The sequence below is a fragment of the Bacillus sp. SRI_025 genome (genome assembly GCF_057592095.1).
Window position 1 is genome coordinate 39,382 of sequence record NZ_JBYEGB010000005.1, and the last position, 24,681, is coordinate 64,062.

Below are 24,681 nucleotides of genomic sequence, written 5' to 3' on the forward strand. Positions count from 1 at the left end.
CTTCTTTTCGAACCTTACATTCTAAATTGTGTTTCGTATAAACGACGGTACAGACCATCTATTTTGAGTAACTCTTCATGTTTTCCTTGCTCTTTTACGCCTTCTTTTGTGAGAACAATAATGCGGTCGGCATGCTGAATTGTCGCTAAACGATGAGCAATGATAAAGGTCGTTCGTCCTTCAGCCAGCTCTTCTAATGATGCTTGGATAAATGACTCTGTCTCAGTATCAAGCGAAGAGGTCGCCTCATCTAAAATGAAAATCGGCGGATTTTTCAAGAAAATACGTGCTATGGAGATACGCTGTTTTTGTCCTCCAGATAACATCATCCCACGCTCACCGATCATCGTATCAAGTCCTTTTGGCAAACTATTGACTAAGTCCGTCAGCTGAGCCTTCTCTACTGCCTGCCAAATCTCTTCTTCAGATGCATTCAGTTTGCCGTATAGGATGTTTTCACGTATCGTCCCATGGAATAAATAAATCTCCTGCTGCACGACACCAATTTGTGCGCGCAGCGATGCAAGTGTCATCTTTCGCGTTTCTATGCCATCAATTGTAATGCTCCCCTCCTGCCATTCATAAAAACGGGGAAGCAGATTGCAAAGGGTCGATTTCCCGGCACCAGATGGACCGACGATGGCAATTTTCTCTCCTTGTTTGACCTCAAGATTGATGTCATGCAGCACAGGTTTGTTTGGTTCATATTGAAACGATACATGCTCAAAAGTGATATTCCCTTTTAACTCATGGACTTCGATTGCATCCTCATCATCCTTTTCATCTGGTGTTTGATCGATCAGTGATGCGAATCGTTTAAAGCCAGCTGCACCTTTTGGATACATTTCAATGACTGCATTGATTTGCTGAATGGGTCCTAAGAAAATACCTGTTAAAAGGACGAATGAAACAAATTCACCATATGTCATATTTTTTTGCAGCACAAACCATGCACCACACACGAGCCCAAATACGGTGACACTTTTAATGAGTAAATGACTCACTGCTGTATGCAGTGCCATCATTTGATATGTGGTCAGTTTTGTTTTTCTAAACTGCTCGTTATGCTCGATAAACCGATCCATTTCATGTGACTCATTCCCGAATGCTTTCACCACACGAATGCCGCTAATATTGTTTTCCACACGTGAATGGAATTGTCCAATGCTTGAAAACATTTTATCAAAAGCAGCAGACATTTTTTTCGTAAAGTAGACAGATAATCCGATCAGGAATGGAACGACAATAAATGTGAGAACCGCAAGCTGCCAGTTAATCGATAGCATGAGGCCAAACGCACCCGTTAATGTCATGATGGCGATAAATAAATCCTCTGGGCCGTGATGTGCCATCTCTCCAATATCCATTAAATCATTGGTCATGCGGGAAACGAGCTTGCCTGTTTTCTTTTGGTCAAAGAAACGGAAGGACATTCTTTGTACATGAGAGAATAGTTGATTCCTCATATCGGTCTCAATATTGATCCCCAGCTTATGGCCAAAATAAGTCACAACGTAATGCATGGTGGAACTGATGACATATAAAATGAGCAGCAAACTGCCCCAGAACCAAATGGCTTCCCAATCACCATTTGGCAGTAAATCGTCCATCACTTTACTGATGGCTAGCGGAAAGGATAGTTCGAGTAAGGCCGCTAGTACCGCACAGGAAAAATCTAATATAAACAGCCCCATATAGGGTTTGTAGTATGAAAAAAAACGTTTGAACAATTGACAGACCTCCTAATGATGAGATAAATCTGTCAATAAATCAGCAAACTTTTCAGCTTGATTCATGACTGCAATGGGATCATAAGGCCAAAAGAATTCTGCATCCAGTTGATAGGTCTGTTCCTTTTTGACAGCTTTTAAACTCTTCCAGATAGAATTATTTTTATCAAATGTCCCGCCATTGGATTCATCAATGAATATATAATCCCCTGCATATTTCGGAAGGGTTTCATAGGAGAGTACCTCATAGCCTGTTTTACTATTTAAAATTGTATCTTTGACCTCTTTTGGCGGATTCACTTTCAATTGTTGATATAGTGCTTGTCCACCTCGGTAAATTCCGTTCCCATACACAAACACATCATTTTTAAATGCGCCCATGATAGAAACTGTTTCATTCTCTTTTAATACAGATTTTACTTTTTTTCGAGCTGCTTCGATTCGTTTGTCAAAGGAGGCGAGAAACGCCTTTCCTTCCTCTTCTTTGTTTAACACCTTGGCCAAAGTTGTGATTTCTTCATGTGCGTCTTTGAATGAATTGTAAGGATATACGAGTGTTGGTGCTATTTTTTTATACACATCATAGACTTTTTCATCCTGTACTGCGGTGATAATTAGATCAGGCTTTAAGCTGAGTGCTTTTTCAGCTGAACGCTCGTCACTAATGTCCTCTATACCTTTGATCTTGTCCTTCAAGTGTACATTCTTTAAATCTTGAGTCGTTGCACCTACAGGGTGAACATCCAATGCAATTGCACTGCCTAAATATCCATCTATGAGAACGCGTTTTGGGTTTGCTGGAATGTCGATTTTTCCTTTAACAGTCTCAATGGTTTTCGTTTGCTGCTCTGTTTCTGCCGTTTTGGCTTCTTCTTTTTTGCCACAGGCTGACAATACCAGCATGAAGATGACAGCACATATCCAATATGTCTTTTTCATATGAGTATTCCTCCTTCATTTCCTAGATACAAATGAGAATAGTTATCAATTACTAGTCTCATGTATTCTACCAACCTCATACGAAGTGGTCTATGGAGGATTCTCGCAACTTACATATGGATAATTGTTGGATTGGCTGCCGCAGTCAATCGGGAGACAAAACGGTCAATCAAATGAAGAGCCCGCTCCCCTTCATCAAATCGAAAATCCTCTAGCTTTAATGGGTAGAAGGTTCCATTTTTCACAGCGGACAATTGACGAAGAACATCGCTTTCCTCCATCCGCTGATCCATTTGTTCATACCACCCATGTTCAACACCTACAATAAAAAACATGTGATCCGCCTCGTATTCTCTTAACCTTTCTAAAGGAATGACTGTATGTTGATTGGGGAGAAGAACTTCTTCTAGAATCGTCTTCGGAGGCTTTAAGTCAAGCGTTTCGTAAAGGTAGAAGGCACCTCTAGCATCATAGGACCACATGTACACTTTGTCATGTCCTCTCATTTCATAAATCGCCACTGTCTCTCCTTTTTCCCTAAAGGAAGATAGATCATTTCTTGCCTTTTGACTCAGATGTTCAAAGCGTTTCACCCAATCAACTGCCTCTTTCTCTCTTCCTAACAGGCGCCCTGTAGATAAGACCTCTTGTACAACATGACCACCGGCATATGGCAGAACAAGGACAGGGGCAATTCGCTCAAACCGCTTGATCAACGCAGGCTTCGAATAAAAATAGTTAGGAATAATGATTAAATCTAGTTGAAGTGATTTGAATACGTCATCAGGCGTGTGTTCATCTATGACCAGCGTACCGGCCAGCTGATCTTTGAGTATATCTGAATGGTGAAAGGTATCTTGGTCAATGCAGACAGGGCGAATGCCTAGCGCGCCCAATAACCCGACAAATTGAAAAGCAGCAATTCGCTCTGGTCTTCGATTGTTTCGGAACTGACTAGGGGACCTTCCTGTCTTCTGCCTGAATTTCCTGCTGAAATATAAACTGTCTGTATAGCCCACTTGCCGCGCAATCATTTGAATTTGATCATCTGTTTGCAGAAGCCGTTTTTTTGCTTCATCTATTCGAATTTGTGCAATATAGTCACTCACACTCAGTCCCATACTTTGTTTGAAAAAGGTCGAAAAATAACTCTCATGAAAACCCATCTTATGGGCTAAGTCTTTTCTCGTAAGCTTTTTTTCATAATGCTGCGCCATATACTGCAAAATCATTTCAATTGAATAATGCACCTTCTCAGCGTATGGCTTGGATTGACGGTGAAAAATGTGCATGATGTCCTCCAGCCTTTTCTCCTGTTCTCGGATGCACTGACTCACCTTCATTTGTTTGATGTAAGAAAACAGCACGGCAGAGCCTTTGACCATTGCTCCATTATCCGGCAGATCATCATAACTCATCTTAAAAACCAATTCATTTTGCGCATCATTTGTCAGGATAAACTGATCAAATGTGATCGTATAAATCGCCACCTGTTCGTTGGATAAAGATTGGAGCATGACATTGATACCTGAGCGGATCAACATACTGTCTTTTGCGTTTAGCTGATATTGCAATCCTTCCATTTCAATTCTCACAGATCCGTCGCATGTCAAGAACATAGGGAAAGATGTATGCCAGGAGACTGTTTGTTTGACAGAAAGAGATCGCTCTTTACTTTCTTTCATGCGCAGAATGGTATGAGTACGGGTTGTCATTTTCTCTTTCTCCTTCCATATAAAAAAAGTGCTAAAATTTTAGCACTTCAATGTTTGACTGGATATTCATCAGCGAGCTCCAGCTGTTTGTAATTCTTTGTTTTTCTCCTTAAAGCGTTCATTATGAGAGGAAACGTATGCCACTTTTTCGGCTTCTGGTTCGATGTAAAGCTTTGCGCTATTCAGCGCATTGACTCCATCAACAAACGTACCAGCAATTAAGCGGACCTTGCTTTTATGTGTACACAAGTCGCCTACTGCGTAGACGCCCGGTAAATTGGTTTCCATTTTTTCATTGACCTCGATCAGTCCCCATTCACTTTGCTTGAGACCCCATTCTGATAGCACGCTTAAATCGCCTTTCATCCCGTGATTAACGATCACAGCATCTGTTTCGATTCGTTCTTTTTCACCTGTCTCTATGTTTTGAATGGTGACAGCATCAATTTTGTCACCTTGACCATGCAGTTCTGTCAGTTCATGCGGGGTTAAAATTCGTTTGCAAGTCGCCTTCATATTGGCGACGTTTTTCTCATGTCCGCCAAACATGTCACGGCGATGCACAACGGTGACACTTTCAGCAATTGGAGCAAGGGCATTGGCCCAGTCAACCGCTGAGTCGCCGCCTCCAGAAATCACAACCCGCTTCCCTGCAAATGTCTTGAGCTCCTGGACAGTGTAATAAAGGTTTGTCACTTCATAGCGGTCTGCATGCTCGATTTCAAGTTTCCGCTGAACTGGAATGCCGTGACCCATCGCTAATATGAGGGTCTTTGTCAAATGACGATCACCATTTTCAGCCGTCAGTAGGATATGATTATGTTCATCTCGCTCGAATGACGTGATTTTTTGATTCAGTGCAATCTCTGGTTCAAATGTTTTCGCCTGAGTTTCCAGCTGCTGTATCAGCTGTTCTCCTCTTGTTGGCGGCAAACCGCCGACATCCCAAATGACCTTTTCAGGATACAGAAGGATTTTCCCGCCAAGGCTTTCGTTGTACTCAAGTACCTTCGTCTTTAAGTCCCGCATCCCACTATAAAAGGCGGTGTACATGCCTGCTGGCCCGCCGCCAATAATGGTGACGTCAAACAATTCAAGCTGATCTGACATTTGAGTCCCTCCAGTTTTCCATCGAATGATCTATTTATCAGTGATATTGATTCTCATTATCATATGTATCTATTGTAGTCTACTCTAGTGAAGGGAATCAATAGCTTTCTGCAAAAAAAAGAACAGGACGAGCGCTCACTCGTCCTGTCATTCATCACACGATCGTTAAACCAAGGTCTTTTAATTCAAGAGAAACAAGTCTTGCAATCGCATCTGCGCCTTCTTTTGTAAAGTGCGTGCGATCCTCAATTCCTGTTGACAGCATAAAGTAAGAGGTCGTTTTCTCTATGCCGGAAATTTGATAAAACTGAAGACTTGCGGTATTTAAATCGACGAGAAGAACTTCTTCTTCATCGGCTAATTCTTTCATAGCGGCACAGTAATCAGGAAAATCGTTGATATATTCTCCGTCTTTTTCATGAAAACGGCCGACTGGAGTGAGTAAAAGTGGTGTTGCCCCTTTTGCCCTTGCTCCGTGAATATATTGAGACAGGTAGCTTTTATACGTCGTGAAAGGATCTGTATGGCGCTCGGGCTTCTCCTTGGAAGCATCATTGTGCCCCATTTGTGTGAAAAGCCAGTCTCCAGGCTGAATGTCAGCCAATATGTCATCAAGGCGTCCTTCTTCAATGAATGTTTTTGAGCTTCTTCCACCAATGGCACGATTGTCGACGTGAACGCCGTGCGCTGTATAGCGGTGTAAAAACTCTCCCCATCCTCCTTGAACAGGACGATCTGGATAAGATGAAACGGTCGAATCACCAGCTAAATAGATGGTTGTCATGTTCATACGCCTCCCTTTTTCATTGAGCCACTTCACCCGAGCGATACGGGCATCCTAGTGCCTGCTGAAAAGATATGAAACAATCAGCATCGCTATTTCAATTATTCTCTTTTTAATGATCAAAACCCTGCTTACCGATAGATGTGAATGTGTTAAATATGCGGCGGAAGTTCTATTTTTGATTCCACTGCTTGATGTAACGCCTGAAGCATATAGCCAATTCCTTTATATGGAGCCAGCGGGTAATTCGCTTTTTGATGAGGATGTAATAAAGGGTCGATCACTTTTCGATATTTCTTCCCACCTAGTACTACCAGTTCATCATATGCGAAAAGATTTTTTTGATGAAATTGCTGGCTCAGTTCTTCTCGTGTGATCTGCTTAGCATGCGGTATACCAAAAGCCACATCATAATTTTCATGTATGATATCATCTGCCTTTAAGAATCCGTGCTTCGCTGATAAGATCATCCAGTCTGAAAAGAACGTTTGAGCATAGCTTTTCGTACGCTGATGCAGGGGACTTAAATAAACAAGGTTCGCTGGCTGGCTCCCCGCCTCTGGATCGACGTCCCAAATTTTCTTCGCGCCACATGGAATGATACAAACTCGCTTCACTCAGGTTTTCTCCTTCCTTTTTCGATAGATCTGAAACACGATACAGCCTAGCGCTGTGCCAAGTGTATTTAAAAGAATATCATCAATATCGCTGCTTCTTGTAATGATACCAGATTGCGAGAACATCCATTGGAGCATTTCGATCATGGTTGACAGGAGAAAGCCGCCAAGAACCGCCTTTTGCCAGCGCATCGTTCGAAAGGCTTGATAAAGAAAAAAACCGAGTGGAACAAATAACAATATGTTCCCTGCTAAATTTAAAAAGACGAGATTTGGATAGCCGTGATGGTAGGCGTGAAGATTTTGATAAATGGACTGCAAAGGCATGAGATTCACACTCACCTGATCCCTTGGGGCGGAAAAACGATTTGGAAAGACCGTCAAATATAATAAAACATTCGTATAAATAAACAGGCAGGCAAGGACCAACTCTGTTCGTAAATAGATAAAACGATGTTGCTTTTTTGCCTGTCTGTATCTCATATGTAAATAGAGCGGGACGAGCAGGAGAAAATAAGCAATGGAAAACATAGCACTGGATGTCATACAGAAAGCTGCCCCTTTCTCACATGATGATGCTTGACCATATTTACAGCTTATTCAGGCTTGCCCGCATCTATTCATCACTTATTCTCACATTCAATGAAGAGAAAACCATATTGACAAATCGTCATTTTCTCGCTAGACTGAATGACATTCAGTCATTTAAGGTCGGTGATGATATGTCGAAACGACAAAAGATTATGCTTGCTGCGATTGATGCGTTTAAAGAAAAAGGCATTGAAAAGACGACCATTTCGGATATTGTGAAAGCAGCAGGAGTAGCACAAGGAACGTTTTATTTATATTTTCCTTCAAAGCTTTCCGTCATGCCTGCGATCGCTGAACATCTGATCGCTCAGATGGTGCCTGCGATCGAAAAGGAACTCACTCAGCATGCAGATGTCCTCGATCAAGCAGATGCACTTGTTGAATTCATTTTTGCTTTTACAAGGCAATACCGTGATGTCCTTGCCCTCACCTACTCAGGCTTAGCCGCCACCGAGCATTTAAAGGAATGGGAAGATATTTATGAGCCGATTTACAAATGGGTCGCTGCTTTTCTAGAAAAAGCAAAGCAGGACAAACGAGTCCGTGCGAATTTGAACTGTCATTACGCGGCGAAATTCATTATCGGTTTACTCGAATCGTCTGCTGAGCAAATGTACTTATTTACGGAAACAGATACAGAAGAGGTTCTGATTCAAAAGCGAGAGGTGAAGCAATTTCTTCTTTACGCACTTGGCATAGAGACACCTTAACTTAGTACAGCACTTGCTGTACGCTCTTTTTTGGCTTTAAAATGACGAATCGTCAGTTTTGAGTTTTAGGAGGAAATACAATGAAAAAAAGCTGGATGTATGTTGCACTCACTTGTTTATTCGAATTACTTTGGGTGTTTGGTTTAAATAGAGCAGATGCGTTGTGGGAGTGGGCCATCATTATCTGCCTGATCCCGGTTGATTTTTATTTTTTAATGAAGGCCTGCGAAAAGCTGCCGACAGGGACCGTGTACGCCGTGTTTGCCGGTGTTGGAACGATTGGGACATCTTTGATGGATTATGCCCTGTTTGGCGGTTCATTTTCATTAGAAAAGCTCTTATTTATGGGTATTTTAATTCTCGGAATTATTGGACTGAAAGTGTCTGATGGAGATGCACATGAGCAGAAAGGAGAAGCGGTATAACATGGGCTGGTTTTTTGTACTGTTAGCCTCTGCCTGCGAAATCGGCGGCACCATTGGCCTCAATATGTTTAGTAAGAAAAAGCAAATCACGACAGGCATTTTATTTGTCGGCGGGTTTGCGTTATCCTTTTTGTTTTTATACGCCTCGTTCTCGTCCGTTCAAGTATCCATCGCTTATACGGTATGGATCGGGCTTGGAACGGCGGGCTCTGTCTTATTTAATATGATTCTATTTAAAGAGCCGAAAAACATGATTCGTATACTCAGCTTGCTGCTGATAGTGATTGGTGTGGTTGGGCTGAAGTTGTTTGCGTAATAGAAAAAGCAATGGAATTGATTTCCCATTGCTTTTTGAGTTAATTTATATACTTTTGTTGGTACGCTTTAAATTGTTCTTCGTATTTTTGCAACTTTGCTCCATCCACTTTTGAATTTAATTTCGGTTTTCGCTTTCCAATTACCATCACATCTTTATCTACAATAGGACTTGATAAAAAGATGTACGGTGCAAAACGATCACACTTCGTATTTGGGAGGGTTACGGATAATCTAGCATATTCTTCTGTCGGGAATTGGTTCGAGATTTCAAGTTCCTTGAGTCCGTCTAATTCCGATATTGGCTCTAAAGACTCGTCCTTCACTTTTATATTTGATAAGCACAGATATTTTAAATTCTTGAGGTATCTTAAAGGTTGAAGCGTATTTAAATTTAATGAATTCCAAACCCCGCCTGACAATTGCAGCAATTCTAAACCAGTGTTTTTTTGCAAAGGGGCTATGTCATTCAACTTTGAAAAATCTGTTATGGATAAAGCTTTTAAAAACGTGTTTTTTGATAGATCCCATAAACTTTGTGCCTTTGTATTCCATTCAAGTGCCAATACCTCAACATCTTTAAGAGAACTTATCATTGATAAATCTTCTACTCTCAGTTCATGCACAAAGAGCATTTTTGGATTAACTAAACTCAAGATCGTATTGAATTCCTTTTGGTCCACTTTGTAAATCCACAATTTCGTCAGGTTAGAAAAAGATTTTAACCTTTCAATGTTTATTGTTTTCCCTGTAATTAACAAGTCAGTAGAATTTTCATCTACATCGGCTAAATCATGAACAACTTCTGGTCGTTTATCATGATGAAAAATATATTGGGGGTCTTCTTTTCGCATGCTTTTACCTCCACACCTATAATTAAGGAATATCCAAATAAATTTTATCAGTATTTAGGAGTCAACACATTATGATCTTTAGCATTTTCTACTATTTCTTATGATGCAGTCATTGGAGACTACCTGCTAGTCAGCGGACTTCTACCAATTGATATGCTAATTTTAGTAGATAATAAAGTTAGTAAAACGCCTATATATAAACAAATAAAAGAACTCTAATTCGTATACGAATTAGAGTCCTCATGATATGACTGATTTTATTTTTCTACCTTAAAATCTTTCTCGTTTAATGGGTATCTTGCTGCTCAAGCAATAGATCCATTGCGTAAATCGATTCGCCTTTCTCATCCAACAGAAAGTACACAATCAAAGGTTCTCCAAAAGCTGCTGTCTGTTGCGTGAACAAAACACATGTGAATTTTTCAATACCAACTGGCAGCTTTCTTTTTAATAAAGGGTGAAGAATAGGTGAAGCCCGAATTGTATCTACATCAACATCCCAACATTCGTTTTTTAAAGTTGGATATTGCTCTGATAACAATTGGTGTAACATATCGGTCGTGAGCGCTGCTTTTCCATCGCATCCATCATTTATTATGTTGGTGTTATACATCCGACAGCTGTTCACCCTTTGAAGCGTTGATTCGTATTCCTTTTAAGACAAAGCGTTTCTGACCATCAAGTGTACAAGTGATCAATGTCAGTTCATTTTTCCCGCGATCCTTTAATACATCCACATCCGTCGGTTCTATCGTAGCAGAGCTGACAATTTTATATTCGTATGTTTCAGCTTGATGATGTAAGACGACTTTTTCTCCTTTAGGTACCTCTGGCAGCTGCCGGAAAAGCCGGTCGCCTCTATACCCTCTATGGCCTGCAATCGTGAAATTTCCTTCACCTGGCATTTGATGAGATTTGATTTGAGTCAGTGCAATGCCTAAATTTTCTTTTGTTGTAACAGGCAGCACTTTTTCGTTTAAATCAATTGACGGGATCTCTAGCTCCATCACATCTCGCAGGTCTTCTTCTGACACAGTTAAATGTGGAATTGAAGAAAGGGCATCACTTTCATTTTCTTCAATCATCTTTAATGCCTGTTCCATTGCTGCTGTCTCTTGAGAAGTTCGCCACTCATATAGAAAAGGAACGGAGATGAGCATCAGCCCCGTGACCACCAAAAAGCTGCCTAATAAGGTTCTTTTTTTCATCAATACACTCGTTCCTTCCTCTTACTGAATGGTTCTTCTTCTAAGAACAAGAAGAACAGTTCCAGAAGCTACTAGTAAAATCCCTGCATACATCAAGTAACGCAGCCATTCTTCTCCAGTCTTTGGCAGCTCTCCGTTTGAGTCATGAGGCGGATGTTGATCCCCTTTATCTGAGGCTGGAGGATTCGTGTGGTCCTCTTCACTCTTCACAGGTGCATTTTTCACAATCATTGTCTTGATCTCCACTTCGCCTATTTGAATTGTAAAAGCGAGCGGTTTCTTTAAAGCTACATAACCATCTGGTGCTTTCGTCTCTGTGAGTAGATACTCTCCAGGTTTAAGCCCTTTGACAATGGCTTCTCCGTCTTTTCCTGTTGTCACAGATTTTATGGTTTTCCCAGCTTTTGTACGAATGTCAAAGGCTGCCCCTTTTAAGGTTCTATCTGTCTGCTGGTCTACCTTTATGATACGCAGACTTCCTAAGATCAAGTGATTCTTCGCTGTTAATTGAAGCGGCTTCTGCTGATTTTTCTCAATTGTGAACAGGATCGGCTTATTATCCAATTCATAACCATGAGGTGCTTTCGTTTCAACGAATTGATATTCTCCCGGTTTTAGATCGTTGATGTGAAGCTTTCCTTTTTGATCCGTTACAAGTGATTTCTTCAACGTTTTTCCTTCTTTACTCAGAAGAGCAAACTCTGCATTTTCCAGCGGATGTCCCTCATCATCGATTTTGGTCAGTTCCACTGCTCCCGGCGTCAGTTTGTTGATCATTTCTACTTTTGCTGGTTTGTCTTGACCTAAACGAATCGTAAATGAGACAGGTGTCTGATCCAATTCATAGCCGGCAATGCTTGCTGTTTCGACAAATCGATAGGTTCCTGGCTTCAGTTGATCGACTGTCAGTTGACCGTTTTTGTCTGTCTTTAAGTCTTTCTGAATACGCTGATCATGCTCATCCATCAGATCGAAGGTCACCCCAGCCAGCAACTGACCATCCTCTCCTTTTTTCTGAAGCTTCACAGCACTTGTCGTCCGAATATTTTCTTTTGTCACTTTCACCAGTTGATTTGGGTTGAAATCAATCTTAAATTCTACTGGTTCTGCATCTAGTTTATGTCCAAACGGAGCCTTCGTTTCAACCAATTGGTAAGCGCCTGGTTTCAAATCGTTGACAGTGATGATGCCTTTCTCGTTTGTTGTTAAACCTGACATCATTTCTTTGCCATCGTCATTGAAAAGTGTAAATTCTGCGCCTTTCAATCTTTCTTTTTCTTCCCCTATTTTTGTGAGTTCTACAGAACCTTTCTTAAGCTGATTGATTGCCTCCACTTGAATCAATTCTTTTTGACCTAATTCAACTTCAAAGACAAGTGGTTTCGTACTCAATTCATAGCCTTCAAGACTCTTTCTTTCAACAAATTGATAGGTTCCAGGTTTTAGCCCTGTGAAGGTGATCTTTCCATCCTGATTGGTTGTAATTCCTTCTCCTCCTGCCACTATCTTTCCTTTATCATCAGATAGATCAAAGACAACCCCTTCTAATGATTTCCCATCTTCGCCTTTTTTGTGGAGCAGCACTCCGCCTGTTTTGCGGCTATTTTCTTTTGTCACACTGACCAGCTTCTCAGGGTTAAATGGAATAGCAAAAGTGACAGGTGTTTCGTCAAGCTCGTGACCAAATGGCGCCTTCGTTTCAACAAACTGATAGGTTCCAGGCTTCAGATCGTTGACGATGATCTTCCCGTTCTGATCAGTGACAAGACCTGTTTTCATCTCTTTTCCATTTGCATCTACAAGCTTGAATTCTGCTCCTTCAAGCACATCATCCTTTTCACCGAGCTTCGTGAGCTGGACAGATCCAGTTTTGAGATCATTGATCACTTTGATTTCTGCCGGTGTTTTTTGTGCGATTTCGATGGTAAAAGGATAAGATTTATTTTTCTTTTGGTAACCATCAATACTCTCTGTCTCCACGAGCTGATATTTGCCCGGTTTGAGGTCATCAACCAAAAGCTTCCCATCTTCATCTGTTGTCAAATCTTTACGTACGACTTTGTCATTTTGATCCAAGACTTCAAATTGAACACCTTGAAGCTTCTTGCCATCTTCCCCTTCTTTTTTCACTTCTAATGCACTTGTTTCATAGAAGTTCTTTTGCGAAATGACGACTGGTTCCTTTGGATCAAGTGGTACTTCAAATTTGATTGGCGTTTCATCTAATACATAACCATCGGGTGCTTTTGTTTCAATGAGCTGATACGTGCCCGGCCTTAGTTCGTTTATCGTGATCTTGCCATTTTCTCCTGTGACAAGCGAACCTTTTAGCTCATGCCCATCTTGATCTAAAAGCTTGAACTGTGCACCTTCTAGTCGCTCTCCGCCTTCACCTATTTTGCTCAATTCTGCTGAGCCTTTGATGATGTCATTTACTGCAGTTACAATTGTTGTTTCTGTTTGATTTTCTTTAATGGTGAACGGCCATTTTTGCTGATTTAATTGATAGCCTTTCGGTGCATTTGTCTCAACAAAATAATAGGAACCTGGCTCAAGATGTTTGAAAAGGATTTCTCCTTTTTCATCCGTTTTCAAATCGGTTTGGACGGTATCTCCAGATTCATTTTTCAGTTCAAATTCTGCATTCTCTAATGCTGCACCCGTCTCTTTGTCTTTTTTCGTTAACTTGACATGCTGGCGGATTTCTTGGTTTTGCACCGTCATGCTATTTCCTGTTTTCGCTTGATCTCCAGATTCGTAAGGCTGATCAATCGTTATATGGATCGGATCCTTGGTTTTAATATAACCATCAGGTGCTTTCTCTTCTGTCACGATATAATCACCATACAGAAGACGATCAAATCGAAGAGATCCTTCTTCATCTGTTGTCTTTGTACCAATGACGATGCCGCTCGCAGCATCTGTCAGAGAGAAGGTTGCTCCTTTTAGCGCTTTTCCAGTACTCGCATCTACCTTTTTAACGGTTAAAGCACCAATCGCTCCTGTGCCGTCCCCCATGCCAGCTGTGCGTTTGACCACAATTGAGGCTTCGGATTCCTTTTTGATTTCTTTTACATTTTCACCTCTAAACGTTACTTCGTTTTGAAGTGTACTTCCCACCTTATCTAAAATGAGAGATTGGTATTCCAAAATATATGGTCTCGTGATTTCTTCTTTAAATTTGATTTGAAAAGAATCTGGGTCGAATTCAAGGTCTAGTTCATAATCCTTCCCTTTTTCCAGCTCTTCTGCTTTTGTCACTTGCCCCTTTTCATCTATTGTCGTCGAATAGAGATGAAATGAGTTTTCAATTATGGCTTGGTTACTGCTTGGATGGTCTATAATCGTCGCATCTTGGACTGTTGATTGACCAAAATTGATATTTACTTTCCAATCAATAACTTTCCCTTGTTGATTTCCTGATTTGCTCGTGTATTTCCCTCCATTTGGAATGGACACCACAGCATTCACATCTGATTCTTTTGTCTGTCCATCATAAAGGGTCGCTTTATTTTCGTAGGTTTTCTGTACTAAATCCATTCCTTCAACACTTGTTTGATACGTGATTTTGTATGGGGAATCAATGGCTTTTTTGAAGATGACTTCGAAGCCTGTTTCTCCCTTTTCATTTTCAAGGAATTTGATGTCATAATGTTCTTTCGCTAATACCTCTTTTTCTTCTGCTCCATTTTCCCCGCCTTGTAAATCAAGCGAATAGACGATGATTGAATCTTTAAGCAAACGCTGATTTCCTTGAATGAAATCCTCGATTCTCGCCTCTTCTAGATGTTTCAAATTATAGTTCACACCGATATTCCATGTGATCTCTTTTTTCTTTGCATCATAAGTTCCGTTCTTAAAACCATTTGACTGCGTGTATGTGTCAGGCGTGAAGACAGATTGATTTTCCTTCGTCAAATCCTTGCCATCTTCATTTATCCATTCAAGCTTTACATGATTACGCAGATTCTTTTGGTCTTTATCTGCTCTTTTTTCATAATCAAAAGACGTTGTATATGTGACGATATGTTCTGTCTTAATTTCTTTCGTAAATTGAATATCAAATCCATTTTCATGTTCAATTATTAGGTAATCTGTGCCTTCTTCAAGCACTGAATTGCCTGTCGTCACTTTTAAACTATCTTTTTGCAGCGTCAATCCTTCGTTTGTAAACGTATCTTTTAATATTAGATTGTTCATCGTTTGTTGATCTTTGTTGAAGGTGATACGCCATGGAATAGTCTTGGTCTTGTAATTTGGTGTTCCATGATTTTTCGTTAGGATTTGCTGGTCAATTCTTTGCTTCCCTTGTTTGCTCTCTTTGCCAGCTGTTACGGTATTGATGATCTCTTCAGCTTCAAAAACCCGCTCGGTTGCTTTTGTTTCATAGGTGATGAGATAAGCTGATTGAATATCTTGATTGAATTGCAAGGTAAACCCGTTTTTCTCATCCTTTTTTTGAGGTTGAACTACATAATTTTCAAACGCTTTTGTCCCTGCTTCGTTGCCATTTTGATCAATTGTGACTTCTTTGACTTGAAATGAATCAGAAATCAGCGCCTGTGTGCCATTAAAGTAGTCTTCTAACAAAGCATCCTTTTGAGCCAGCTTTTTTTCGTTATAGTTATATCGAATTTCCCAAGTAATCGTTTGTGTGACTGGATCGTAGTGAGCGGCTTTTTTATTTAAAGGACTGCCTCTTGTCACATTCACTGTGCCTTCTGCTGAACTGATCACTTTATCACCGGAAACTAGGGACGCTTTATTACGAAATGCAGACTGATCTTGATTTGTAATGTCCGTTTCATACATTAAACGGTAAGCTAGATGCACGTCATCTTTAAATTCAATCGTGAAATCTTGACCATCTGCTGTTTGGCCGATTGTGTAGTGGTTTTCGTCAATCAGCTGGCCAATCGATGTTTCCCCATTTAGCTTTGTATCAATACGATAAAGCTTGATTGAATCTTTTTTCAATGCCTGACCTTCTTGAATCGGATCTAATAGCTTCGCTTGTTTCACATCGTCTAAGTCCATATTAAAATCTACTGTCCATTGAATGGTTTCAGCATTGTAAGATCGATTTGGTTTTCCCTTTTTAGAGACGTTTGGACCATTTGGAATGTATTGAATCGGAATAGATACCGTATCCTTGCCTTCAATCGGGGTAATGATGACATCTTTTTCTTCCGTGATGACTGTTTGTTGATCTAATTGCGTCCAAACTTGAAGTGTTCCATGGATATTTGAATATTGTTTAATAAAATCGGTGAACTCGATGGAGGCATTTCCGCTCTCATCTACAGAGAAATAACCAACGGTTGCCTGATTAAATTTCATCTCGAGACGATCGATTTTTTCGTAAATCACTAATTCCTCTGGAACCTTGAAATGGAATTCATCTCCGCCATTATAGCTATGCCCATTCGGGATGGCCCACTCATAGTTAATGGAAATCAGCGAGTTGATATCAGGTTTCTCAATTGAATTTCCTTCCGGATCTTCAAATATTAATTTCGCATCAGTGAGGAGATTTTCTTGTATCAGCGTTTGTTTTGTAACACTTTGCAGCCCTGCACGCTTAGACACGCTCACTTTATTTTTTAGTAATTCATCTTCTTCATTTTGTTTCGTTTGAGCGGCTTCTTGATTGTTAGAAGCTTTATCTTTCTCAGATGAGGTTGAGTCATCTTTTGGAAGGCTTTCTTCACCCTCATTTTGCTTTGTTTTCTCTTCTTGCTGAGTTATACTGGTGACATCGATGTCAATTGATCCTTCTAAATTTGGATCGATCTCAACATCTTCTTTAAATTTTACCGTCACTTCATTTTGTTTTGAAACGGTATACTCGCCAACAGGTATGTCACCTACAGTAATGGGTTCCTTCTGCTCCTTCTCTACCTGGATGGCTGAAGGAAGAGTGAGAACATACGGATATTGTTTTTTTAGATCAATTCCTTTTATTGACCAATGCACAGTGGCCTTTCTTACTTGCTGATCTTCCATGCTTGATAACTTATTGCCTTCGCTATCAGCAAACTCAATATCCCCATAAATATTTTCTTGAATTTCTTTTGCTTGTGCCCCTGCTAAAGGCAAGACTCCTAATATACTAGACTGTATGACTAGCACTGTAATGAGTGCCAGCGACAATATTCTTTTCAATACATCCACCCTTTTCTAAAATTAATTTTCAGCAATGATAAAAAATCAGTTGTATACTGTCCGATCAATCACTCCGCTTCTGATCAAATATTTTCTAAAAAATTGCACCTTACGACCCTATGAATAAAATGAGTTGATCAATCATGATAGTGGATTCAATAACTGGATTGGGGTCCATAGAAATGGGGAATAGTGAGAGGGATCATGAAAGAATAAATATGAATTTTTCTATTGATACTTGAATGAACAATAAACGATGTGTACATGCATATATAAGCATGTATTCACATATAGTTCGTTCATATGAAACAAGCATGTATCATATGGTATGTATGGTTAGACAGTTCAGCATCATATAGACCGCATTCCTTTCTACTCCCTTTCATATGGTAATCAAAAATCTGCTGCATTTTATTCTTTCATTTACCGTTTCAACAGCAAAAAAATAAACAAAATATCTAAAATGATCCATTTTTATAGGATTCATGGCATAATTATCACCTTTTAAAAGAAAAATATGGAGAATTAACGAATAATATTTGTTTTCGTCTAATTTTTTTCTCTTTTATCATGAAAAGTGAAGACAAAACGATTTAGCCTAAACATTAAAATCATTTTATGCCTATTTAGAAAATCAAATGTTCTTTAAGTGAACTTCATAATATAGAGGCAAGCCAAGGGAAGGAGTTAGTTGTTTAATGGAGCTCATTGATAATAAATCAAAGAGATGGATAAAAATTTTAAAACTGCTTGTATCAAAAGATAAGTGGTGGAGCCTTCAAGAAATATCGAATGAACAAATCGGTTCGGTTCGTGCCATTCAAAGCGATTTAGAACAAATGAAGTCGTTCCAAACAGAAAACGGAGAGCCGTTAATCCACATAAAGCCAAGACAAGGCATATCCATTTGTTATACACAGACGATACGAGTCGACTACTATATCAAAGAAATTCTAAAAGATACGATTGAAATTCGATTGATTGACGGCGTTTTCTTTGAACAAAACAGGTCTTTCTATGAATGGATGGACATACTGAATATCAGTAGATCCACATTGTATAACACCATTCATAAAATCAATTCGCTTCTTATCTCGTATGACATTGAGTTACGACCAGATAGTATGCAGTTCCATGGAAATGAGAAGGAGATTCGTCAATTTTTTGTGGAATTTTTGTTTGAAGTCTATGGAAGCAGGCTTTGGCCATTCGATGATATTCAAAAGCAAGATGCAGTTGATTTTTTACAAAAGCTATTTCAGGTGCTCGAAGTCAATCTACCTGATGTGGCTATAGATAAATTTTGCCTATGGCTCGCCGTTTCCATACACCGAGTGAGGAAAAATTTTTCAATACGACGCAATTATAGGTACTCAATGGATAAGGAAAAACAAACATCTACAGCTAAAGGTATCTATAATCAAATCAAAAACTTGGAAGAACACGTTTGCCAAATGACAAAGGACACTTTTGGTGTTACGTTGGATCGTCACGAATTTGTCTTTTTACTATTGATTGAACCAGCTATTGGCCATTATAAATCAATTGAAACTGTCGAAGAAAAATTGACGTTCTTTCAATCGCATACACCACACCTCTTCGAAGCCATTCATTCCTTTATCAACCAACTGGAGTTGATATTTCATCAAGAGGTGGCTAATCGCAAGGCGATGACACTGATTCTTCTCCAATATTATGTGTATTCTAGGGAAATTACCGTAAGAGATGGATTCCTTTTCAAAAAGAAATCGAGGTATTTATCAGAGGTAAAAAAACAGCTTCCTTATTTCTATTCGAGGATTACTCATATCATCCAAGAGTTAAAAACAGACGATATACTTGCTTCTTTTGTGAAAAATGAACGAGAATTGATTCGTATCATTACTTCTAACTGGAGGGGGCTTGTTCATTTGGAAATGGATCGGAGAAACGTGTTGAACATTTTTGTCATTTCAACATTAGGTTATAATCATAGTTTGTTTATTGCGGATTTAATTAAATTAAGATTGCCTCCTCTCATTCATATTTTCACAAGTCCAGAAAATACATTAAATGAACAGACAATGGATCGACTTGGGATTGATATGATTGTGACCGATACTGAACTTCCTAATCAATTAGGACGGTCTACGCTGCTGATCAGCTCTTTTCCAACAAAGAAAGAAGTGGACAACTTGCACTCAAGATTGGTTGATATGACAAACTAAGATTCACCAAAAAAAGCTGCTGAGGAGCTCTCTCAAGCAGCTTTTTGCTTCTGTATTAATGAAGCGCTATTTGTTCATTCATCAAATCAATAGCATAAAGCGATTGCTCATATTCATCTAATAGAAGGTAGACTTTGAGCGGTGCAGCAGTTTGATCTGTCTGCTGCGTGAATAGGACACAAGTGAATTTTTCGATTCCTTCTGGCAGCTTGCTTTTCAGAAAAGGATGAAGAATAGGAGAGATTCGAAGGGTATCAACATCTTGCAACCAAAGCTCATCTTGTAACGCAGGATAATGGTCAACCAAAAACTGACGAAACACTTCCAATGTACTCAAGTTAGATATCCTCACTTTCTTCTATTTATAGCTTTAAGCTTACCTAAAACAAACATGTTCAACTCACCCTATGATCTCAGTCCGCCTATTTTCGCATACTACTAGAGACACAATGTCATTTTTTCTTCTAAAAGATTTGTAGATCAACTTTACTGTCATGAGTTTTCCATATGTATGACGTTTACTGTATGAAATACGAATTCCCACCGATGGACCTATGATCATATTCTTATCTGTTTCTTTCGTGATGAAACGACAACTTCCTTCTACAAAATTCCATTTTTATTCTAAAAAGAGGAAAATAGGACAAAAAAGAACAGCTACTCACTGTTCTTTTAGAAGTTATGAAAGGTCTGTCAAAGAGAATACTTCGCCGCTCACTGCATCAACGCCATCATGACAGTCAAGCTTGCCGCATAAAACATATTGTTTTTGCACATCGTCATAGACGTAGATGGGTGTAAGTTCGAGGCGTTCTCTCAATGTTTCAAAGGCTTCTTTCTGAGAAATGGTGATTTCACTAGCTGTTTGAGATGGATTGAGTATCCCGCATACTTGAAACATCTCTTTTTTATCTATGTAATTAATGGCTTCAAAAGTGCTGGGATCAATGAAGACCTTGATCTTATCCATAAATCCACAGCCTTCTTGCTCATTCGTTTTTAATATCGCTTCGATATAGCCATGATCACGGTGGAGTGTTTTAAGCACCCACTTCCCTGTATCCTTTGAATATTTTTGCGCCAAAAAGGTGCGAACCGCTTTGATACACTCCGCTTGCTCTTCTTTTGAGATCGGGAATGTATCTGGTGAAGGCTCCAGTGAGAAGGCTTGTTCAGCAGTAATGTCCTCGTTTATATTGATTTCCTTTTTTTCAAAGATTTTGGTTAAAGGTTCATTCCACTCCATGACCTGATTCATGTGTATACAATGTGTTTCTTCACGTCCAATTTCAAATGGTATCGTTCCTGTTCCATCGTTCTTGACATAAATTTCTTCTAACGCAAATATAGGGCGGATTCGATTCTGCTCGAAGGAGGGCCAATCAAACCGCTGCACTTGCTGCTGAGCTAAATCCTCGATCCTATCAATGGAAAGCACATATTCTTCAGCTCTTAGTCGTTTTTTTGCCATAAATGGCCCTCGATGTATAAAGTGAATGAGCTGCCCATGTTCATTCCATTTCACCTCGATTCTGCCTGAAGGCGTCACTTTCACACCATCTATTGCTTCTTCGAAAAAAAGTTCCCCTTTCTCCTTTTGTTGCAAGTGAAAATGCTCACCATCAATCAACCCTGTTTCTTGTTCAATCCATTGAATGGCATGAGCTGGATAAGGCCTCTTAAATGTGACACCATTCTTCGCGAAGGTTTTATCCATGACAAAAATAACCGTTTCAACCTGCCCTGTATTCAAATTCACGTCAATCACAGCAGTGCCGTCCGGGTTTAGATCATCGTCCTCTGGTTCAGCTTCATGGGTGGGAAACCATTCCATATTCAATGTATACACCGTTTCATTGAACATATTGACGTAACGATGAAAATTGTGCCTTTTTAGATAGTAAAGATCTAAGCCAAATTTCGCCTTTGTCTGATCGATCAGTTGTTGTATGTTTGCATTCATTTGTTTCACCTCAAAATTCAGTTTTATGGAAGAAGAAAGATGACGATAAAGCCGAATATGACGATCACTGATAATAATCCTAATGCCATTGCCAGCATATTTGATTCCTTTGTAAAGCCTTTTAATCCGTGCGCTTCAGTCGACCGATCGATTTTTCTAAAGCGAAAGAGCATGCTTATATTGATAATGGCTAGAGCCATAACAAATAAGAAAATGAGAAACTTAAGTTCTATTTCAAAGAATGAATCTGGTATTGTTTGTAAACTAAATGATTGGAAGAACATAAGCCCGCTCAATATCAATTTCCAAATGTTCTCCACTCTTTGTTCTTTCTCCCACTCTTTTCCCAATTTTTCTTTTTCATAAATGGCTACCTGCTCAAAAATGGGAATGAAAGACTTTGTTGATCCTTTTTTGATCAAGCCGTAAATGCCTTGAAGGAGCATGAAGATTCCTAAACAAAGAAAGAAATATGTAAATTGAATCTCAACTTTTTGAATCAAAACAAAAAAAATCAAGATCATCACGCCGAATAGTAAATTAGAGATAACTACTTGTTTTGTCCTCATCTTTTTCAGTGCAGCTTGATCCATGTAATACTCCTCTCCGTTTTAAATGTTTCTTTTGAACGCTCTATCTTTATTACGATTTTACCGAAAAAATGTTTCAATATTTTCCCTTTCCATTGCAGAAATGGAAAGGGAAAGACGCCCATCATTCAATGGACGTCTCATTCTTCGTAATGAAATCATCACATCATTTCTTGAGCAGCTGTTCTGTCTTTTATTTGCTCAGCTGCCAAACGTTTAAAATCCTCAACAGACATTTGCTTTGAAGTCTTTTCTCCGTGCTGTCTAATATTTAGTGTGTTGTCTTGCATTTCTGTATCGCCAATGACAGCGATATAAGGGATTTTTTGCATTTGTGCTTCTCTCATTTTATAGCCAAGTTTTTCATCACGCTCATCGATTATTGCTCTTATTCCGATACTTCTTAATTGCTGCTGCACCTTTAAGCAGTGATCAAGGTGAATAGTTGAGACTGGGATGATTTGTACTTGTACTGGTGCTAGCCATAATGGAAAGACACCCGCAAAATGCTCAATGAGAATGCCTAGGAAACGATCTAGAGAACCAAAAATGGCGCTGTGAATCACAACTGGTCGTACCTTTTCATTTTTTTCATTGATATATGTTAAATCAAATTTCTCAGGCATTTGAAAATCCAGCTGAATTGTGGCGCACTGATGGCTCCGCTGCAGGGCATCTTTAATATGAAAATCGATCTTCGGTCCATAAAATGCCCCATCTCCTTCATTTAGCTGGTAGTCGACCTTTAGACGATCAAGCACATTTTTTAGTGCTGTTTCGGATATTTCCCAAATGGCATCATCCCCTAAGGCTTTTTCTGGACGAGTGGATAGCTCGACGGAATACTCAAACCCAAATGTCCGATACACATGATCAACTAATTGGAAAATCCGTTTGATTTCAGCTTCGATTTGATCTTCTCTTAAAAAAATGTGAGCATCATCTTGGCAAAATGTCCTGACCCTGAACAATCCATTTAACGCTCCGCTAAATTCATGACGATGCACCTGGCCAAACTCAGCCATTCTGATCGGGAGGTCTCTGTATGAATATAAGCTGTTTTTGAACATGAGCATATGCCCTGGACAGTTCATCGGTTTTAAAGCAAAGCTTGTATGGTCTACTTCTGAGAAATACATATTTTCATGATAATGATCCCAGTGCCCTGACTTTTCCCAAAGCTCTTGGTTCATCATAAACGGTGTACTCACTTCTTCGTATTGCGCTTTTCCTCGCACTTCTCTTGAAAAGGCCATTAATTCATTTCTGACAATCTGACCTTTTGGTAAATAAAACGGCATGCCTGGTGCTTCTTCTGAAAACATAAAGAGGGATAACTGCTTCCCTAATTTCCGGTGATCACGTTTATTTGCTTCTTCCATGAAATGAAGATAATCAGCTAGATGATTTGGATGCTGAAACGCTACACCATACACTCGCTGCAAGACATCCTGATTGCTATCTCCCCGCCAATAAGCCCCTGCAACACGTGTTAGTTTAAATGACTTTAAGTACCCTGTAGAAGGTACATGCGGCCCGCGGCATAAATCTACAAATTCTCCTTGCTGATAAACTGTGATGGCTTCTTGAGAGGGTAACCCTTTTAAAATATCCAGCTTATATGGATCATGTGCAAACAGCGCTTCTGCTTCTTTGTAAGAGACCTCTTTTCTTTGGATGGGATGATTCTCATTTATGATGTTTTTCATCTCTTTTTCAATTTCTTCCAAATCCTCTACGCTTAATGTTTGATCGAGCTTCATATCATAGTAAAATCCATTTTCAATGACAGGACCGATTCCTAGTGTGACATTGTCATATAACCTTTTCACAGCCTGGGCTAATACGTGTGCAGATGTATGGCGCAGCACTTCAACCCCTTCTTTTGAATCAAGTGTGACAATAGACAGCCGAACATCGCTGTTTAGCTTTTCACTTAAATCAACCATTTGATCATTGACCTTTCCCGCCACCGCTTTTTTTCTTAAGCTCGGACTAATATGGAAGGCAACATCTGCAACAGTCGTACCTGCGGGAAACTCCTTTATCTTTCCATCTAGAAATTGAATCTTCACCATGTTTTCTCTCATAACTGACACACCTTTCCTATTTTTTGAAATAAAAAAAACACACCCATCCCTCATAGAGGGACGAATGTGTAATCCGTGGTTCCACCCAAATTCCCATAACGCGTATTCGCTTTATGGCTCTGGTGCCGTAACGCGGCATTGACGGTATTGGATACTGCAATTTTCCCCAATACAGCTCAAAGGTGGTAAGACAGCTTTTCTGCGTTAGGAAGATTTCAGCGTGACTTCCCTCTCTGGTAACCGATAAAAGCTGCTCATGTCCTTTTCAAAGCAATGATCCTATATGAGTGTACAAAAAAACACACCCATCCCTCATAGAGGGACGAATGTGTGATCCGTGGTTCCACCCAAATTCCCATAATGCGTATTCGCTTTATGGCTCTGGTGCCGTAACGTGGCGTAAACGATATTGGATACTGTAATTTCCCCAATACAGCTCAAAGGTGGTAAGACAACTTTTCTGTGTTAGGAAGATTTCAGCGTGACTTCCCTCTCTGATAACCAGTAAAAATGGCTCATGTCCTTTTCTTCGCTTTTAATTTCTCCATATCTTACATGATGATAATGGATGATGTAAAGCTTTATTTTGAGTAAAGCTAATGAAATTCATTCTTTAAAATGGCATTTTGAGTGATTTTACTCAGGCTATAATCAATTTGCCCTAAATA

Annotated in this window: 19 protein-coding genes and 2 other annotated features; of the genes, 4 read left to right on the plus strand and 15 right to left on the minus strand. The window is 39.6% G+C overall.

Annotation, left to right across the window (positions count from 1 at the left end; translation table 11 throughout):
- Positions 1-14 precede the first annotated feature (14 nt).
- From AC20OE_RS14740 to AC20OE_RS14770, 7 genes are all read right to left on the minus strand, one after another.
- Positions 15-1,730 (minus strand): ABC transporter ATP-binding protein, encoded by a 1,716-nt coding sequence (locus AC20OE_RS14740; protein WP_059377648.1) that lies wholly within the window; start codon positions 1,728-1,730, stop codon positions 15-17.
- 12 nt (positions 1,731-1,742) lie between these two features.
- Positions 1,743-2,669: an ABC transporter substrate-binding protein gene (locus tag AC20OE_RS14745; protein WP_039177229.1), complete on the minus strand. Its 927-nt coding sequence runs from the start codon at positions 2,667-2,669 to the stop codon at positions 1,743-1,745.
- Positions 2,670-2,779: 110 nt separating this feature from the next.
- Positions 2,780-4,384, minus strand: coding sequence for a helix-turn-helix domain-containing protein (locus AC20OE_RS14750; protein ID WP_064497751.1), 1,605 nt, complete (start codon positions 4,382-4,384; stop codon positions 2,780-2,782).
- A gap of 69 nt (positions 4,385-4,453) precedes the next feature.
- Positions 4,454-5,494: an NAD(P)/FAD-dependent oxidoreductase gene (locus tag AC20OE_RS14755; RefSeq protein ID WP_487268931.1), complete on the minus strand. Its 1,041-nt coding sequence runs from the start codon at positions 5,492-5,494 to the stop codon at positions 4,454-4,456.
- Between the two features lie 154 nt (positions 5,495-5,648).
- Complete coding sequence (locus AC20OE_RS14760) at positions 5,649-6,278, minus strand: rhamnogalacturonan acetylesterase (protein WP_059377652.1); 630 nt, start codon at positions 6,276-6,278, stop codon at positions 5,649-5,651.
- Between the two features lie 152 nt (positions 6,279-6,430).
- Complete coding sequence (locus tag AC20OE_RS14765) at positions 6,431-6,895, minus strand: DUF6884 domain-containing protein (protein WP_041087307.1); 465 nt, start codon at positions 6,893-6,895, stop codon at positions 6,431-6,433.
- A complete protein-coding gene (locus AC20OE_RS14770; protein WP_059377654.1) occupies positions 6,896-7,441 on the minus strand; it encodes a VanZ family protein in 546 nt (181 codons plus the stop codon).
- A 176-nt stretch (positions 7,442-7,617) separates the two neighbouring features.
- Between AC20OE_RS14770 and AC20OE_RS14775 the strand changes: the two genes are divergently transcribed.
- The 3 genes from AC20OE_RS14775 to AC20OE_RS14785 all read left to right on the plus strand — a co-directional run bounded on the left by AC20OE_RS14775 (position 7,618) and on the right by AC20OE_RS14785 (position 8,937).
- Positions 7,618-8,196, plus strand: a complete 579-nt coding sequence (locus AC20OE_RS14775) for a TetR/AcrR family transcriptional regulator (RefSeq protein WP_059377721.1) — start codon at positions 7,618-7,620, stop codon at positions 8,194-8,196.
- 80 nt (positions 8,197-8,276) lie between these two features.
- Complete coding sequence (locus AC20OE_RS14780) at positions 8,277-8,621, plus strand: DMT family transporter (RefSeq protein WP_024425239.1); 345 nt, start codon at positions 8,277-8,279, stop codon at positions 8,619-8,621.
- A gap of 1 nt (position 8,622) precedes the next feature.
- On the plus strand, positions 8,623-8,937 hold the full coding sequence (locus AC20OE_RS14785; RefSeq protein WP_025093486.1) for a DMT family transporter: 315 nt from the start codon (positions 8,623-8,625) through the stop codon (positions 8,935-8,937).
- Between the two features lie 40 nt (positions 8,938-8,977).
- Here the strand turns inward: AC20OE_RS14785 and AC20OE_RS14790 are convergent, their stop codons facing one another.
- The 4 genes from AC20OE_RS14790 to AC20OE_RS14805 form a co-directional block, all read right to left on the minus strand.
- Positions 8,978-9,790: a leucine-rich repeat domain-containing protein gene (locus AC20OE_RS14790; RefSeq protein WP_487268932.1), complete on the minus strand. Its 813-nt coding sequence runs from the start codon at positions 9,788-9,790 to the stop codon at positions 8,978-8,980.
- A 286-nt stretch (positions 9,791-10,076) separates the two neighbouring features.
- Entirely contained in the window at positions 10,077-10,403 is a 327-nt protein-coding gene (locus tag AC20OE_RS14795) for a hypothetical protein (RefSeq protein ID WP_059377662.1), read from the minus strand.
- Positions 10,396-10,998, minus strand: coding sequence for a class D sortase (locus AC20OE_RS14800; RefSeq protein ID WP_058837499.1), 603 nt, complete (start codon positions 10,996-10,998; stop codon positions 10,396-10,398). Before AC20OE_RS14800 ends, AC20OE_RS14795 begins: the two co-directional genes overlap by 8 nt.
- A 21-nt stretch (positions 10,999-11,019) precedes the next feature.
- A complete protein-coding gene (locus AC20OE_RS14805; protein ID WP_487268933.1) occupies positions 11,020-17,163 on the minus strand; it encodes a SpaA isopeptide-forming pilin-related protein in 6,144 nt (2,047 codons plus the stop codon).
- A gap of 698 nt (positions 17,164-17,861) precedes the next feature.
- Between AC20OE_RS14805 and AC20OE_RS14810 the strand changes: the two genes are divergently transcribed.
- Complete coding sequence (locus AC20OE_RS14810) at positions 17,862-19,370, plus strand: AcpB/EbpR/MafR family transcriptional regulator (RefSeq protein WP_058837459.1); 1,509 nt, start codon at positions 17,862-17,864, stop codon at positions 19,368-19,370.
- A gap of 55 nt (positions 19,371-19,425) precedes the next feature.
- Here AC20OE_RS14810 and AC20OE_RS14815 read toward each other — a convergent pair whose 3' ends face one another.
- The 4 genes from AC20OE_RS14815 to thrS form a co-directional block, all read right to left on the minus strand.
- The gene (locus AC20OE_RS14815; protein WP_039177194.1) at positions 19,426-19,707 is read right to left on the minus strand and encodes a hypothetical protein; all 282 of its coding nucleotides are present in this window, start codon (positions 19,705-19,707) and stop codon (positions 19,426-19,428) included.
- Between the two features lie 342 nt (positions 19,708-20,049).
- On the minus strand, positions 20,050-21,333 hold the full coding sequence (locus AC20OE_RS14820) for a hypothetical protein (protein WP_099663046.1): 1,284 nt from the start codon (positions 21,331-21,333) through the stop codon (positions 20,050-20,052).
- 23 nt (positions 21,334-21,356) lie between these two features.
- On the minus strand, positions 21,357-21,926 hold the full coding sequence (locus AC20OE_RS14825; RefSeq protein ID WP_059377672.1) for a hypothetical protein: 570 nt from the start codon (positions 21,924-21,926) through the stop codon (positions 21,357-21,359).
- A gap of 158 nt (positions 21,927-22,084) precedes the next feature.
- A complete protein-coding gene (gene thrS, locus AC20OE_RS14830; protein ID WP_059377674.1) occupies positions 22,085-24,013 on the minus strand; it encodes a threonine--tRNA ligase in 1,929 nt (642 codons plus the stop codon).
- Positions 24,014-24,066: 53 nt separating this feature from the next.
- Positions 24,067-24,291, minus strand: a binding site (T-box leader).
- Positions 24,292-24,328: 37 nt separating this feature from the next.
- Positions 24,329-24,552, minus strand: a binding site (T-box leader).
- Positions 24,553-24,681 lie beyond the last annotated feature (129 nt).

What these genes read in the sequence shown, in the direction of transcription:
- AC20OE_RS14790 (WP_487268932.1), bottom strand. Translation starts at nt 9,790, where the DNA reads ATGCGAAAAGAAGACCCCCAATATATTTTTCATCATGATAAACGACCA.
- AC20OE_RS14825 (WP_059377672.1), bottom strand. Translation starts at nt 21,926, where the DNA reads ATGGATCAAGCTGCACTGAAAAAGATGAGGACAAAACAAGTAGTTATC.
- AC20OE_RS14800 (WP_058837499.1), bottom strand. Translation starts at nt 10,998, where the DNA reads ATGAAAAAAAGAACCTTATTAGGCAGCTTTTTGGTGGTCACGGGGCTG.
- AC20OE_RS14745 (WP_039177229.1), bottom strand. Translation starts at nt 2,669, where the DNA reads ATGAAAAAGACATATTGGATATGTGCTGTCATCTTCATGCTGGTATTG.
- AC20OE_RS14820 (WP_099663046.1), bottom strand. Translation starts at nt 21,333, where the DNA reads ATGAATGCAAACATACAACAACTGATCGATCAGACAAAGGCGAAATTT.
- AC20OE_RS14810 (WP_058837459.1), top strand. Translation starts at nt 17,862, where the DNA reads ATGGAGCTCATTGATAATAAATCAAAGAGATGGATAAAAATTTTAAAA.
- AC20OE_RS14795 (WP_059377662.1), bottom strand. Translation starts at nt 10,403, where the DNA reads ATGTATAACACCAACATAATAAATGATGGATGCGATGGAAAAGCAGCG.
- AC20OE_RS14785 (WP_025093486.1), top strand. Translation starts at nt 8,623, where the DNA reads ATGGGCTGGTTTTTTGTACTGTTAGCCTCTGCCTGCGAAATCGGCGGC.
- AC20OE_RS14755 (WP_487268931.1), bottom strand. Translation starts at nt 5,494, where the DNA reads ATGTCAGATCAGCTTGAATTGTTTGACGTCACCATTATTGGCGGCGGG.
- AC20OE_RS14775 (WP_059377721.1), top strand. Translation starts at nt 7,618, where the DNA reads ATGTCGAAACGACAAAAGATTATGCTTGCTGCGATTGATGCGTTTAAA.
- AC20OE_RS14760 (WP_059377652.1), bottom strand. Translation starts at nt 6,278, where the DNA reads ATGACAACCATCTATTTAGCTGGTGATTCGACCGTTTCATCTTATCCA.
- AC20OE_RS14750 (WP_064497751.1), bottom strand. Translation starts at nt 4,384, where the DNA reads ATGACAACCCGTACTCATACCATTCTGCGCATGAAAGAAAGTAAAGAG.
- thrS (WP_059377674.1), bottom strand. Translation starts at nt 24,013, where the DNA reads ATGAGAGAAAACATGGTGAAGATTCAATTTCTAGATGGAAAGATAAAG.
- AC20OE_RS14780 (WP_024425239.1), top strand. Translation starts at nt 8,277, where the DNA reads ATGAAAAAAAGCTGGATGTATGTTGCACTCACTTGTTTATTCGAATTA.
- AC20OE_RS14770 (WP_059377654.1), bottom strand. Translation starts at nt 7,441, where the DNA reads ATGACATCCAGTGCTATGTTTTCCATTGCTTATTTTCTCCTGCTCGTC.